Raw genomic sequence first — 14622 nt, 5'->3', positions numbered from 1 at the left:
GTAGAGATGATTCCTATTGAAGTAGACAAAACAAAGACAAATAATGTTACAAAAGATGCATTTACTCTACCCGATTACGTCCTTTTTCCTTTGCAAGATAGAGTCTTTCATCAACCTGGGTTATATATGTGTCAATTATTTCTTGATTGAGAGGTTTTGTATTGTCAATCATTACTGAGATAGTTCCGATGCTAACTGTATATTTGATTTTAATATCTTCTATAAGAACTTCTTGCGTGGCTGCAGAATCACAAACTTTTTGAGCAAGAACCAAAGCCTCATCTTTATCTGTCATAGGAAGTAAAATCATAAACTCTTCACCGCCGAATCTAAAAATATAATCAGACTTACGGAGTGTTTTTTCCAACACACCCGAAAAATGTTTGAGAACTATATCTCCAACTGCGTGACCGTAGGTGTCGTTTATGCGTTTGAAGTAATCCAAATCACACATCATAAGTGCAAACTCTCTTCCTGTTGCTCTTGCGATATCGAGCTTATTAATCATAATCTTGTTAAATAGACGCCTGGTAAGCAGATGTGTAAGCGGATCTTTTGAACTCTCCTCTATCTCATTTAAAAATGCAATCTCATTTCCTATTTCAAGTGAATAGTAGTCTATACGCTGCATAAGGTGAATAAGAGTTGATGAATGAGGTTCTTTACTCTTGCAATGGTTGATTACATTTGCAGCAAGGTCATGAAGGTTTATATGAAGCTTTTCTATTACTTTATAGTGTGATGTTGAAATCAAATATGAAGTTGTAGTGCTATGCATCCATTTACCAAATTCACATAGATTCGGATTCAATTCAGGATAATTATCATCATAATCTTTTTTTTGAATATAATCGATAAGGTTTAATATCCATTGAATATGATTCTCATAATGAATCATAAATTTTTTATCAGGCATTATTGAGATATGAGATAGTCGAAGTTCATTTTTAAGTATTAGTTTGTTTAAAAATCTTTGTAGATATAAGACGGTAATACGATGTTCATGTTCTGTAAAATAGTTGTTGATTTCGTTAATGTGCTCTAACTCCTGCTTTTCTAAGAGCAGACCGAGCAGTTTACGGACAACCGTGATAAGTTCACTATATAAAAAGAGGTATGATATTTCATGTTCTATGGTAAAGTTTACCAATATTTTTGTGTTTATATCTATGTCTTCTTTGGAATTTGAGAGAAGAAGATTTAAAAACAGTTTCTTGTACTCTGTAATCGCATGTGTGTACAAAAGTTCTCTTGAAGGGCTGTTTTGTAAACTCTCTAGACTAATATTAAAGTCTTTTATGCATTCCTGTATTTGGGGGAAATATTGTTTAATTATTTGCATCTGGCTGCTCCAATCTTAATCAAATGGCTTACTAATAGATAAAATGTAGACTATTATATCGTTAAAATTTTTAAAAGTCTGCAGAATGTTTAGTTTTATAACCTTAAAGAATATCCTACTCCTTTTATGGAATCAATAGGAATGTTTATTATCTTTTTTTTAATATTTTTTATATGAACAGAGAGAGTGTTTTGTAAAATCTCCTTTTCCTTCCATACAAAATTTACAATTTTTTCATGAGATACGATTTTATTTTGATTAATGATTAAAAGATATAAAATACTCTGCTCAGTCTTTGTAAGTCTTATATATTTTTCTTCTTTAAATACACTATTTTGTGATAGTGAATAGGAGTAGTCTCCCACAAGGTCTATTTCGTCGGATTTCATTTTTTTTCTAACTGCTTTCATTGCCCGAAGTTCCAGTTCTTTTAGAGAAAAAGGGTAAAGTATGTAGTCTTCACAATATCTTGCAAAAGCTTTTGACATGATTTCTATAGAATCTATATAGCTTAAAAATATGACAGAGGCGTGAACACCTAAGACATTTATATGGTCTAGTACTTCAAGAGCATAAGAATTATTTTGTTCTATTGATAAAAATATCACATCGTACTGAGCAATAAAATGGTTGAAATTTACAGAGTTCAGTAATTTATCACACTTCTTATAACTGTCTACAAGAAAACCTTTTTTTAAAAAGTAATTTTTGAAATCCATAGTAAATTTTTTTTCAGAGTTTATAATTAATATTTTCATATACAATTGTATCTTAATTGTAGACTTTCTTCACTATTTCTTCACTATAATTTATTATAATACTGGATTATTATAAACAAATATGTATGTAAAAATTAGGAAACAATTTTATGAACAATATCATCAGCAAAGAAAAAATAATTTTATTTTTAGGTATTTTAGTTGTAGGTTTTGTACTATATTTAGAGTTCTCTTACAAAAAAAATGAATATCTTAAAGAAAAGATTTACGATTTACAGCTTCAATATAGTGAAAGAATTATCTCAAATAAAAGAGTTGTTAACATACTTTTTCTTGAAATTTTACAAAACAGCCAAATAGCTGATATGCTCGATAAAGCAAATTTAGATGTGGATAAAGAGATAAACAGAGATAAACTCTACTCGATGTTAAAGATCAATTATGAGAGGATGAAGAAATCAGGAGTATTACAGTTACATTTTCATTTAGCAAACGGTGATACATTTTTTAGATTTCACAAACCGGAGAAAAGTGGAGACAGTTTACTCTTTAGAAAGAGTATCAGAGAAGTTATAAAGACACAAAAACCGGTATATGGCTATGAAGTAGGCAAATATTTTGATGGATTCAGATATGTATATCCTATCTTTAAAGAGAAAAAATATGTAGGCAGTGTTGAGCTGTCTATAAGTGCAAGGTCTATTATTCAACAGATGCAAGAAGCTTTAGATGCCGATTACTCAATGATTGTAAAAAAAGATGTTATGGATGCAACGGTAGTTCAAGAGCATATTAAAAAATATTACCATCCTTTTTGTGCCAGTGATAAGTACTATATGTCAAACGGTGTTCATTCAAACAATTTGGCTCTAAAGGAGTCTATAAAAAATATTTTTGACCACATAAGTGAACATATAGAGCAGGATAAAGCTTTTGCAAAAAACAGTTTTAACATCGGAGTAAATAAAATATTTATTTTTGTCCCTATAAAAGATGTCTCCGGTAACACTGACGGATATATAATATCAAACAGAAAAGATAATACAATCTACAATCTTTTTATTGTTCAGTCAATAAAATATCTAATTGTAATATTACTTTTTATATTGATATATTATATCTATAAACAAAGTAGGGAAAAAACAAATACGATAGAACAATTACAAAATGCCATCGACAAAACAACACTGGTCTCTAAAACAGACTTAAAGGGCAAAATCACATATGTCAATGATGCCTTTGTCAAACTCTCGGGATATTCTGCAAATGAGCTGCTTGGCAAACCTCATTCGATTGTTAGACATAAAGATACTCCTGCTGAAGTCTTTAAAGATATGTGGGATACAATCAAAGCCGGAAATGTATGGTATGGAAAAGTTAAAAATAGAAAAAAAGACGGAAGTTCATATACTGTAAATGTGAACATCTTCCCAATAAAAAACAATAAAAACAAAATTGTAGAGTATATTGCTATCAGACATGACATTACAGAATTAGAAGAGTTAAAAGAGATTTTGCAAAAAGAACTAAGTAATTCAAATCAAAGCTTACAAGATAAGATGAATCTACTTTCTCAGTATGAAAAAGCAATTGAGAGTGCAGCTTCCTTTACAAGAACAGATAAAGACGGTGTAATTACATATTTGAATGAGACACATGAAAAACTTACGGGTTTTAGTAATGAGGAACTTATAGGAAAAAAACATACTCCTTTTCTTAGAAACAAAAATGTACCAGATGAAGTATACAAAGAGTTATGGGAGACGATCACTGCTAAAAAGAACTACAACGGTGTTATTAAAAACATAACTAAAAGCGGAAAAACAATATATCTTGATACTTTTATTGCACCTATTTTAGATTTAAATAATGAGATTATTGAGTATATGAGTATTCAATATGATATCAGTGATGTCATTAATGTTCACAAAGAGATAGAAGAGACACAACGCGAAGTAATCTATAAAATGGGTGAGATAGGCGAATCCCGCTCAAAAGAGACGGGAAACCATGTTAAACGTGTTGCGGAGTACTCTAAACTGTTAGCTTTAAAGTATGGATTGTCAGAAGAAGAGTCAGAGCTGCTATATGATGCTTCACCAATGCATGATATAGGAAAAGTCGGAATACCTGACAGTGTTTTGAAAAAACCAGGAAAACTTGATGCTGATGAGTGGGAGATTATGAAGACTCATAGTGAAATCGGTTTTAATGTTTTAAAAGGCTCAAACAGAGAGATATTAAAAGCTGCCGCTACAGTAGCGTATGAGCATCATGAAAAATATGACGGTACAGGGTATCCTAACGGTTTAAAAGCTGAAGATATCCATATTTACGGACGCATTACGGCAGTTGCAGATGTTTTTGATGCTTTAGGTTCAGATAGAGCTTATAAGAAAGCTTGGAGTGATGAAGATATCTTTGAACTATTTAGAAGTTCAAGGGGCACTCATTTTGATCCAAAACTTGTAGATATCTTTTTTGAAAATTTAGATCAATTTTTAGAGATAAGAGGTAAGTTTAGAGATTAATAGTTTTTTTTAGCTTACTCTATCTGAGTAAGTCTTTTTCCACTTCAAACAGTTCGCCGTTTTCATCTTCAACAAGTGCTGTTGCTTTTCCGTCTTCGGTAAATACGGTTATGATTTTAACTTGTGAATCATTGTATGTATAAGTTTGAGTTTCTGTATTGTTTGTATGAGACATTTATTACTCCTTTTAAAGTTGTTATATCTTTACATATTTTTTTTATTTTTTTAAAATATATTTCATTTTGTCAAAAAATATTTGAAAGGATATCGTAAAAGACCTCATAAGAATGTTAAATTTGATATACTTGTGATGACTTAAGATTAGTATTTTTATTAAAGGTTTTTATGTGGAGAGTGAAATAGTCTATTCTGTTATAGGCATAGTGATTTTTATTGTTATTATTGTTATGACCTTGCGCAGTGACGTAGTTGAGATTGTTCAGAGTAAAGAAGAAAAAAGAGCAGATATAATAAACGGATATAAAAAAGAACTTTTAGAGGCTTTAGAACCGTTAAGAGACGATACTGAGGCGAGAGTGGCCAAAAAGAGCGAGATGCTAAAAAAATTTAGTAATGAACTCTCTTTAAATATCTTTTTTGATAAAGATGAACTAAGAGAGATTGTTTTAGAATTATCAAAAGTGGATTAGTCTGTTATGGTTTTGAATGAAAAGTGGTATCATCTTTTGGTAGCCGAGATGCATGAGCCATATTTTGTAAGACTCCAAGAATTTGTAGAAGCAGAGTATGAGAGAAAAATCATCTATCCAAAGTATGAAAATATTTTCAAGGCTTTTAACCTTGTGTCTCCAGAAAATGTAAAAGTCGTCATCCTCGGTCAAGATCCGTATCATGGAGAGATGCAGGCAAACGGCCTTGCATTTTCGGTTTGTGATGAATGCAAGATACCGCCTTCATTAAAAAATATATTTACTGAATTAGTCGATGATATGGCTTGTAATACCCCAAGCTCTGGAAATCTTACAAAATGGGCACAAGAGGGCGTTTTACTTATAAACAGTGTTTTGACTGTTGAACAGGCCATGGCAAACTCGCATAAAAATAAAGGGTGGGAGAAGTTTACGGATTTTGTCATAAATAAGTTGGCATCTGAGTATGAAAACATTGTCTTTATTTTATGGGGTAACCCGTCTCAAAAGAAAGAAAAACTCATAGATGCATCTAGACATCTAATCATAAAATCTCCGCATCCTTCACCTTTGTCGTCATATAGAGGTTTCTTCGGTTCAAAGCCTTTTTCAAGGTCAAATGATTACCTAAAAGCTCATGGAAAAAAAGAGATAGATTGGTGTCTTAGTTAAATCTGAATTTTGCTATTACAGGTAGGTGGTCAGAGTAACCTTTACCTTTGTGTTTTGGAATTCTTGAGCGAGATACTTGCCATCTGTAGACTTGTTTCTTTTTAAAGAGATACTTTTTATTTAAGTTTGTAATGGAATCATTTATATATGAGATTCCTTTTTTATCCAGCAAAGGCTGAGAGACTAGAATGTTATCAAGTGCCTCTTTTTCTCCTTTAAATATATATGAATATCTGTTGTCTGCGTCTGTATCATACCAGAGGTTGTAGAAGTTGTCTTCCTCATACACTACATCTTTTGCTTTTTGCTTTTGTTTTATAGTTCTAAGTACGTGGTTGATTCCTGTTTTTCCGTTGGTATCGTTAAGTCTTCGGTCTTTTTTAAATCTTATATTCTCTTCATAGTGTGAGTTGAAATCTCCGAGTAAAATGATGTTCTTGTCGTAACCTATTTCGCTTATTCTTTTTCTAAGAGCTTTTGCAGATACTATTCTCATGCTCTCAGGACCAGACTTGGCCTTCCAGTGGTTTACAAATATATAGAGGTCATTACCGTCTATCTTAAATTTTGATTCTAAAATATTTCTATATTTGTACGTTGAGGTTACAGCGAGTTCTTTAGCGTAAGTAAATGGAACTTTACTTAAAAATGCGACATGAATAGCGGTGTTTTTTTTATCTGCAATTTTGAAATACTGATAGTATAGACCATTTTGTTTCAGAGTAAATCTTAAGTCTTTTAAAGCCTCAAGTGAGTGGATTTCTTCGAGTGCTATGATATCTGCATCTATATCTTTGATGACTTTGGCAATGTTTTGGAGTTTTATCTTATACGTTCTTTGGTTCCAGTTACTCTTAGTATTTGGTTTGTATTCTTTGTATTTGTAACCTTTTTCTTGCAAATCAAAAAGGTTTTCCACATTGTAAGTCGCTATTGTCAAAGTCTTATCTCCAAATAGTGTAGCCCATAAGAGTATAAGAGCTAAAAAGTATCTCACTGATTAATGCCGTTTAGTCTTAGCAGGTTTTGCGGGTTTGGCTCTCTCCCCATTAACTCTTTAAAATAATCATCCATACTTTTTGCACCACCGCCGCTTAGGACAATCTCAAGATACCATTTTGCAGTCTCAGAGTCAAAGATGCCCTCATCTACAACATTAAAGAAGGCATCTGCACTTAGAACTTCTGCCCATTTATAGCTATAATATCCTGCCGCATAACCGCCTGCAAAGATGTGTGCAAAACCATTTTGAAACTTGTTGTATGATGGAGTCTTGATAAGAGCAGTGTCTTTTCTTATCTCGTTGAGCAGGTTTTGAACCTCTTGTCCCTGATAGAGCTTAGTATGAAGCTTAAAGTCAAAGATAGAAAATTCTAACTGTCGTAACATTCCAGATGCAGATAAAAAGTTCTTTGCACGTACCAGTTTTTCTATCATCTCATCTGGGATGATTTCTCCCGTCTCATAGTGAGATGCAAAGAGTTTTAAAACGTTGGGCTCATAGGCAAAGTTTTCTAAAAACTGAGACGGAAACTCAACTGCATCCCATTCAACACCGTTTACACCGCTTACTTCATTTTCACTTACATTACTGAGCAGGTGATGGATTGCATGCCCCATCTCATGAAAAAGTGTCACAACATCATCATGGCGAAGAAGGGATTTTTGAGTCTTGTTAGATGGGGGAAAGTTACAGACTATAAATGCAGATGCAAGCTGTTCATCTGCGTTTTCATCAAGACAGTGAGCTTGCCAATTATGCATCCATGCTCCGCCGCTCTTACTTTTTCTTGCCTCAAGGTCGAAATAGATTCTTGCTTTTAACTCTTCGCCTATAAAAATGTCATAGGATGTCGCTTTTTCATCCCATAGTTTTTCATCTACTTTTTTAAAACTGATGCCAAAGAGTCTGTTTAAAAACTCAAACATCCCCTTTACGACACTAGTCTGTTCAAAGTATGGACGGTACAGCTCTTCGTCAATGTCATATTTTGCTTTTTTGAGTATCTCGCTGTAGTAAGCACTATCGAAGCTTTGTAGAGGCTCTGGTGCCATCTCTTGAACCTCTTTTAGCTCTTCTTGCGCCTGAGCTTTTGACTTTGTAACAAGAGTCTGTAAAAACTCTTCTACACTCTTCGTATCTTTTGCCATTTTAGATGCCAAAGAATACTCTGCATAATTGTTAAATCCGAGTATTTTACTCATCTCATCTTTTAGTGCCAAGAGTTCATCAATGATAGCTGCATTCTCAGGCGCTCTTGTGACATAAGCTTTATAAAGTTTTTCTCTGATTTTTGCATTTTTACCGTAGGTCATATATGCTATGTATGATGGCATCTGAAGAGTAAACCTGTATTTTGTCACTCCGTCTTCTTCATATTTCGCCGTCTCTATGTCGCTCTTTGGCAAGCCCTCTACATCTTCCTCATTTTCAGTAACATACTCATAAGCATTTGTAGCATCCAAAAGGTTTTGAGAGAAGTTATTTGAGAGTTCACTCTTTTTTATGTTTATCTCTTGAAGTCTCTCTTTAGCCTTTGCATCCAGATGGGCACCGCTTAGTTCAAAATTTAAAATATTTAACTCTAAAACTCTGTTTTGCTCATGATTAAGACTCTTTGCTTCATTTTTTTGTATCTCTTTGTAGGCATTATAAATGTCAAGGTTTTGAGATAATTTTGTAGAATATTCCGTTATGATAGGCAGTGAATCGGCATAAATTCTTTGTGTTTCATCAGAATTGTTTACAGAGTTTAGATGTGACAGCGGAGTGAAGAATAGTTCAAGGCGTTCTTCTAGCATCTGCAGTTGTTTTACAAAGTTGGCATATGTCTTATGCTCTATTTTTAAAAGTTCTTGTATCTTATCATAGTTTGATTTTACTCTTGTGTTTAAATCGTTTATAAAGTTGTCCAGATCTACACTGAACTTTAAAAATCTATTACGACTCGGCATCATCGTCCTCCTTTGTTGAGGGTTAGTGCCTCCCTGCATTGAACTTTAGTTCTTATCATTAGTTGTCTTCCTCGTCTCGTTTTAATTTTATGGTGTTATATTTGTTTATTAAAATCTCATCATATTTATCTGCGAGACTAAACAGTTTCTCCAGAGCTATCTTTCCCTCATCAAATGTCAATGATGAATCTACGATAAGATAAGAGAGATAAATGCTGTTTTCATTAATGGAAAACTGCAGATAGGTGAGTTTTTTATTTTCACTTAGCAGATAGTCGTAGATTTTGTTTATGTTCTCTTTTGGAAGTCTGCAAAGTTTCGCATCACCGATGATTATACCGTTTTCATAGTAGTTTATCTCTATTCTTGCACTTCCGTGATCTACTCTCCATGAAGCCTGTGAACGTCTTGCTAGTGTAACATTTACGTTTAAAGAGTCAAGTATCTCTTCCATAAGCTTTGTGGCACCTGTGGGATTGTAACCCTTTCGTCTTTGCTTTGCAACTTCAAGTTTTGTGCCACACTCCGGGCAGTAGTCATTTTTGATCTTTTTTTCTTTGATGAGGTTTTTACAAGAGGGACATTTTATGATGTTTGTGTCATTTTCACTTTTGAAATTTTTAATTGTTTCATCAACATAAAAGTAAGGAAGAGCAAAACCGAGATTGTTTGCATTTTGGATGATAAAAGTGTTTACACCGATGACTTCACCGTCTTCATTTAGAAGGGGTCCACCGCTGTTCCCTGGATTTATGGCTGCATCTATCTGAATATATTCCAAATCTTCATATAGCCTCGAAGCTTTTGAGACAATGCCTTCTGTTGCCGTATAGTTAAGCCCGTAGGGATGACCGATAGCAACAGCTATGTCACCGTTTTTTACCATTTTTGTAGATAGTTTCAGCGGATTTTTTAGTACCACATAATCTGAACTAATAAAAGCCAAATCATAATCCGGGTCATCATAAATTACTTGTGCAATTGCTCGTTTGATCTGTTTTGAACTTATCACCACTTCACTTAAACCGCCGACGACATGAGAATTTGTAATGATTAAGTCACCGATAATAAAACCTGTACCGGTACCGTAGGGTGTCATAATTTGAATGATGTTATCTACATATTTATCTAAAATGATTTGAGTATTCATATCTGTTATATCTCCTCAAAGTTTAGATGTTTTAGTTGAATAAGATAACTGTTGCTAAGTTCATTCAGTGATGAGAAGTTAAGCTCATCTCCAAAAGGTTTAAGTTCTTTATACTGACTTTGATGCGGAGTAATCGCATCTTCAATTTTTGAGATAATCGTTTTTTTGGCAAAAGTTTTTTTCTCTTCATCATAAAGCGGAGTATAATCCAGAGCTTTAAAAAATGCGGGATTTTGAATCTCTACAAGTGTATGCATAAGCGCTTTTGTTACTGGGTTTAGTCCATAATTATATAGAATATAAAAAGAGATATATTTATAGATAGTCGGTATGATTTGATTGTATCTGTTGTTTTTATACCATCTGATTTTTATAAATGATTCGCTGATAAAGTTACTTATTTCTTCATGAGAAGTCTTCTCCATCGGGTTGAAAGTATATTTTGCATTATAAAACTTTGTGCTGAAATCTTCAAAATTCATCTCTTTTAGTTTTACAATATATTTTCTAAGCTCTTCATTTTTGGACTCTGTAGTACTTCCTTCATCACTGAAATAAGTTTGTATCTTTCTACTTGTTTTTTGATATATCTCGCATTTTGGTACTAGCAGGTAGTCCATCTTAAAAAGAATATTCAGGTATAAAAAAGATTGCATTCCCGTATTGTCATTTGTCGGAAGTTTTGATATTTTGGTCTCAACTTCATCTATCCAATTATGTAAAAAATCATATTTTATTTGCAGTTCCTCGGCATCTAACTTGACTATGTGACCTGTGTCTTGAAGTATTACATCACTAAACTCTGTTTTGATGTACTCTTTGTCAAAGTCGGCATTGAGTGCTATCTCTCTAAGGGGAAAAAATATCTTTTGCGGAGATGCTGTTTTGTTATCGTGGTAGAGTTTTAGTTTTATGTACTCATCGTCACTGAAGTAGTAAGCATAAGTAAGTTGATAGTTTCTCTCTAATATATAACGCTTCAGAGCCACTTGTGCATCTGCAGTTTTTAACATGATGACTTCAGCATAAAGATTGTTTTGTGTAACGACACCGACTACTTTCGCACTTCCTTGATAAAGCACAAAGTTTAGTCTGTCACCGTCCAAGTCGGTTGTTATATTTTCATTTGAGATCTCACCTGAGAAATTTTCCAAAGATTTAAAAAAGCAGTTGTAAGCTTTTAAGATATCCTGCTTTTCAAATGCCTCGTAGGATTTGTTGAAAAGCTCTTCCTCGTTTGGAGATATATTTGCATTTATACCTCTTCCAAACGAGTGTCGTAGTTGTGTTGTTTTGTTGTAAAAAAAATTTAGCCAGTTCAATTGTCATCCAGATAGTTATCTTAAATTTATTCTTCTCATTATAATGAATAGAGCCTTATAAACAAGCAATATTTTATGCTTAAATAAGAGATGTCATAATCTGGTTTACCGTAATGCTGACTTCTTCAATAGTTTTTGTTTCTTTCGACATGAAGTCACTTATGTTGTTTTTTATCTCATTAAAATCTTCTTTTTTATTTTCAAGATAAGATACAAATGCCGTCTGAGGTGTCTCATTTATCCTTTGAAAGCCTAACACTTGCTCTGTATAGTGAACGACTATGTACTCTATATATTGAAGTATTTGGTGACGCAGAATTTTTTCGCTATTTGTTTTTATCTCTATTGTGTTTAACAGAGTAATCATCTCCAGGATTTTAAATTCATTCACTACAAGATAAAACAGCACAGCGACATTGTCAAACGTGTGAAATGAGTTTTCTTTAACCATAATTGCAGCTACTGCAAATTTCAGATAATCGATTGCACTGAAGAAGAGGTTGAAATGATGATTTTCAGGAATAATATTTATGATTTTGTCTTCATTTATATTTCCGAGTATTCTAAACAGGTCTTCTTGATAGTCAAGTATATGGTTTACATCGACTTTATGCTTATCCAGATATTTAAGCATCCATCTTGTGCTGAATCCAAGTGTACGTTCTATATCGTCAAGAAGCTTGTACTGCTGTTTTATATCCATATTAAAATCATTTCTGTATATCTCAAATCTAATGTCGTTTGCTTCAAAGAGCTGGTTTGTTATAAGGTATGATTTTATTTTCAATAAGAAATTCTCTTTGCCTCTTCTGGCAAAATCAGATACAAAGGTAGCACCCTGAAGGTTTACAATGGTATCGGCCATGACAGTTGCTATAATCTCGCGGCGAAGCGGATGATGTACAACCTCATGCTCATATGCACTAAGAAAAGATTTTGGAAAATACTTAAATAAAAACTGAGTAGCAAATGTCTCATCTATGAGCTTTGATTCTAGTAAAATATTTTTGATGAAAATCTTTGAATATGAAATTATTGAACTCAAAACCGGTCTTACAATAGAACCGTCAGAACAAAGGATCTCGTTAATGTTTTCATTTTTAGGTATGTAGAAATCATGTCTGCTAAAGCTTGAGAGATTAGTATCTAATATTTCAATGGTAGATAAGAAATCATCCAAGTAGCGTCTGCTAAGACTTGAATCTCTTGAGATTGCCAGAGATTGATGATAGTTGTTCCAAAGAACCAGGTTTACGACTTGCTCAGTCAAGTTTTGAAGGGACTGATTAGCTTCTTGCTCATTTAAGAGATGTTTTGATTTTATGATATTGAAAAGTATTTTAAGATTTACTTCATGATCAGACGTATTTACTCCGGCTGCGTTGTCAATGCCGTCTATGTTTATCTCTCCTCCGTTTTTTGCATACTCTATGCGTGCTTTTTGAGTAAAGCCAAGATTCCCGCCTTCACATACTACTTTTGCTTTTAGTTCATATGCATCCAGCCTTAGCGCTTCATTTTCTTTGTCGCCTAAGTCTATGTTACTCTCTTCAGAACTTTTAACATATGTTCCGACACCTCCGTTGAAAAGCATATCCACTTTCATCATCATAACTTTTCTGGCCAACTCTTCACCGCTAAGAGTTTTTTTAGTAGTTCCTATCATCTTTTTAATCTGCTCACTCAGTTCTATGCTTTTTTGAGAACGTGAAAAGACTCCTCCTCCGGTTGATATTAGTTTTTTGTCATAAGCACTCCAACTTCCGTTTTTTGAATGAAATAGACGAAAACGCTCATCAAAGCTTATTTGCGGATCGGGATCGGGATCTATAAATATATCTTTATGAGATATTGCAGCTAAGAGTTTGAATTTTTTGGAGTATATCATTCCGTTTCCAAACACATCACCGTTCATACTCCCTATACCTACGACGGTGATGGACTCTTTTTGAATATCAATGCCGCGCTGTATAAAAAATCTCTCTGAAGACATAATTGAACCCTTAGCCGTAATACCAAGTTTCTTGTGGCCAAATCCGTTACTCCCCCCGCTGGCAAAGGCATCTCCGAGCCAGTAACCGCGACTGACTGCTATTTCATTGGCAACATCGCTCATTGCAGCCGTCCCTTTGTCCGCCGCAACAACAAAGTAAGAATCATCACCGTCATAGGCTATGATATTTTTATCTCTTGCAATCTTGCCGTCAACCATATTATCAACAAGGTCAAGCATATTATGTATAAATTCGCTATAGATGCTCTTAAAGACATCAGGAGTTATCTCAGAAGCGTCTTTGTTGATAACAAAACCTCCTTTTGCACCGTCAGGGATGATTATAGAGTTCTTTCCTTCTTGGGTAATCATAAGTGATTTTATCTCTTGACGGTAATCTTCATGTCTTTCACTCCATCTAAGTCCGCCTCTGCTGATCTTGCTCATTCTTAGATGCAGACCGCTAAAGTCCGGATGATAAACAAAAGCTTCTATTTTTGGTTGAATCCCTCTGAGATTTTCTGAGTAAGACTCAGTGTCTATTTTAAATGATATAGCTCTGTTGTTTAAAAAGAAGTTGGTTCTGGTGAGATTTTTAATGAGAGCATATGTGAGTTTTAAAATCTTGTCATCCATAATATTTGGAACATCTTTTATAAGCTCTTCTATTTTGATCTCTAAATCTTTCATCAGCTTGTCACGTTTAATTGCCAAAGGGTCAAACTTTGCTATGAAATAATCTACAAAGAGTTTAGATATTTTTGAATAAGTCGTTATGGTGTGAAGTATTGTGCCTTGGTTGAGCGATATTATAGATTGGTCAATATATTCGATAATGGCACGAAGTAAAAGCACTTTTCTGATTGAGAAGTTTTGCTCATAGACAAGTGAGAAGAGTCTGCATCTAGGCAGTACTACACCGTTTAATGAATCCGATATTACATGTTCTATGTTATATTTAGATTCAGTTATATTATTAGTACTATCGAGTTTCAGATTAAACATGTTTATGTAAATATCTTTGTCGTTCTTTTTAATCTTGTAAGCGATTTCATCAATAATCGTAAAACCGAAGTCATGTAAAATAGGCACTATAGAAGAGAGATAGAGTTGTTCGGTTGCAAAAATATTGACGGAAGGTTGTTGCTCATCATCCATAATTTGAGTGATTATTTTCTTCTCTTGGATGCTGCCAAAGAGCTCGTTACTTATGGTAAGATCTTTTTTCGATAGTACACCTGAAAAGACAGCGTTCATTGAAGAGGATTGCATAAAATCTCCTTGGAAA

General features: G+C 33.6%; 11 protein-coding genes. 3 read left to right on the top strand and 8 right to left on the bottom strand.

Features of this window, described 5'->3' with window-relative positions; all coding sequences use genetic code 11:
- Positions 1 to 61: 61 nt before the first annotated feature.
- Both ABYK18_RS00590 and ABYK18_RS00585 read right to left on the bottom strand, forming a co-directional pair.
- A complete protein-coding gene (locus tag ABYK18_RS00590) occupies positions 62 to 1342 on the bottom strand; it encodes a sensor domain-containing diguanylate cyclase (RefSeq protein ID WP_373034612.1) in 1281 nt (426 codons plus the stop codon).
- A 95-nt stretch (positions 1343 to 1437) separates the two neighbouring features.
- Complete coding sequence (locus ABYK18_RS00585; RefSeq protein WP_373034611.1) at positions 1438 to 2100, bottom strand: response regulator transcription factor; 663 nt, start codon at positions 2098 to 2100, stop codon at positions 1438 to 1440.
- Positions 2101 to 2210: 110 nt separating this feature from the next.
- Here ABYK18_RS00585 and ABYK18_RS00580 point away from each other — a divergent pair, with 110 nt between their 5' ends.
- The gene (locus ABYK18_RS00580) at positions 2211 to 4592 is read left to right on the top strand and encodes a PAS domain S-box protein (protein WP_373034610.1); all 2382 of its coding nucleotides are present in this window, start codon (positions 2211 to 2213) and stop codon (positions 4590 to 4592) included.
- A gap of 19 nt (positions 4593 to 4611) precedes the next feature.
- On the opposite strand, the gene ABYK18_RS00575 is transcribed toward ABYK18_RS00580, so the two are convergent.
- Positions 4612 to 4767, bottom strand: coding sequence for a hypothetical protein (locus tag ABYK18_RS00575; protein WP_373034609.1), 156 nt, complete (start codon positions 4765 to 4767; stop codon positions 4612 to 4614).
- A 172-nt stretch (positions 4768 to 4939) separates the two neighbouring features.
- Between ABYK18_RS00575 and ABYK18_RS00570 the strand changes: the two genes are divergently transcribed.
- Positions 4940 to 5242: a hypothetical protein gene (locus ABYK18_RS00570; protein ID WP_373034608.1), complete on the top strand. Its 303-nt coding sequence runs from the start codon at positions 4940 to 4942 to the stop codon at positions 5240 to 5242.
- A gap of 6 nt (positions 5243 to 5248) precedes the next feature.
- A complete protein-coding gene (locus ABYK18_RS00565) occupies positions 5249 to 5914 on the top strand; it encodes a uracil-DNA glycosylase (protein ID WP_373034607.1) in 666 nt (221 codons plus the stop codon).
- Here ABYK18_RS00565 and ABYK18_RS00560 read toward each other — a convergent pair.
- The 5 genes from ABYK18_RS00560 to ABYK18_RS00540 form a co-directional block, all read right to left on the bottom strand.
- Positions 5907 to 6911 (bottom strand): endonuclease/exonuclease/phosphatase family protein, encoded by a 1005-nt coding sequence (locus ABYK18_RS00560; protein WP_373034605.1) that lies wholly within the window; start codon positions 6909 to 6911, stop codon positions 5907 to 5909. The two genes, ABYK18_RS00565 and ABYK18_RS00560, sit on opposite strands and share 8 nt — an antisense overlap.
- Positions 6908 to 8872 carry a M3 family metallopeptidase gene (locus ABYK18_RS00555; RefSeq protein WP_373034604.1) on the bottom strand — a complete coding sequence of 655 codons (1965 nt, stop codon included), beginning with the start codon at positions 8870 to 8872 and terminating at the stop codon, positions 6908 to 6910. The genes ABYK18_RS00560 and ABYK18_RS00555 overlap by 4 nt, the downstream gene beginning before the upstream one ends.
- Before the next feature lie 55 nt (positions 8873 to 8927).
- The gene (locus tag ABYK18_RS00550; RefSeq protein ID WP_373034603.1) at positions 8928 to 10019 is read right to left on the bottom strand and encodes a trypsin-like peptidase domain-containing protein; all 1092 of its coding nucleotides are present in this window, start codon (positions 10017 to 10019) and stop codon (positions 8928 to 8930) included.
- Between the two features lie 5 nt (positions 10020 to 10024).
- Complete coding sequence (locus ABYK18_RS00545; RefSeq protein ID WP_373034602.1) at positions 10025 to 11341, bottom strand: hypothetical protein; 1317 nt, start codon at positions 11339 to 11341, stop codon at positions 10025 to 10027.
- Between the two features lie 79 nt (positions 11342 to 11420).
- Positions 11421 to 14606, bottom strand: a complete 3186-nt coding sequence (locus ABYK18_RS00540; protein ID WP_373034601.1) for an NAD-glutamate dehydrogenase domain-containing protein — start codon at positions 14604 to 14606, stop codon at positions 11421 to 11423.
- Positions 14607 to 14622 lie beyond the last annotated feature (16 nt).

This window comes from Sulfurimonas sp., from assembly GCF_041563495.1.
GTDB lineage: Bacteria > Campylobacterota > Campylobacteria > Campylobacterales > Sulfurimonadaceae > Sulfurimonas.
The sequence above is the reverse complement of the archived record's forward strand: the minus strand, read 5'-3'. Positions and strand labels throughout refer to the sequence as shown.

What these genes read in the sequence shown, in the direction of transcription:
- ABYK18_RS00565 (WP_373034607.1), top strand. Translation starts at nt 5,249, where the DNA reads ATGGTTTTGAATGAAAAGTGGTATCATCTTTTGGTAGCCGAGATGCAT.
- ABYK18_RS00540 (WP_373034601.1), bottom strand. Translation starts at nt 14,606, where the DNA reads ATGCAATCCTCTTCAATGAACGCTGTCTTTTCAGGTGTACTATCGAAA.
- ABYK18_RS00580 (WP_373034610.1), top strand. Translation starts at nt 2,211, where the DNA reads ATGAACAATATCATCAGCAAAGAAAAAATAATTTTATTTTTAGGTATT.
- ABYK18_RS00590 (WP_373034612.1), bottom strand. Translation starts at nt 1,342, where the DNA reads ATGCAAATAATTAAACAATATTTCCCCCAAATACAGGAATGCATAAAA.
- ABYK18_RS00575 (WP_373034609.1), bottom strand. Translation starts at nt 4,767, where the DNA reads ATGTCTCATACAAACAATACAGAAACTCAAACTTATACATACAATGAT.
- ABYK18_RS00550 (WP_373034603.1), bottom strand. Translation starts at nt 10,019, where the DNA reads ATGAATACTCAAATCATTTTAGATAAATATGTAGATAACATCATTCAA.
- ABYK18_RS00585 (WP_373034611.1), bottom strand. Translation starts at nt 2,100, where the DNA reads ATGAAAATATTAATTATAAACTCTGAAAAAAAATTTACTATGGATTTC.
- ABYK18_RS00555 (WP_373034604.1), bottom strand. Translation starts at nt 8,872, where the DNA reads ATGATGCCGAGTCGTAATAGATTTTTAAAGTTCAGTGTAGATCTGGAC.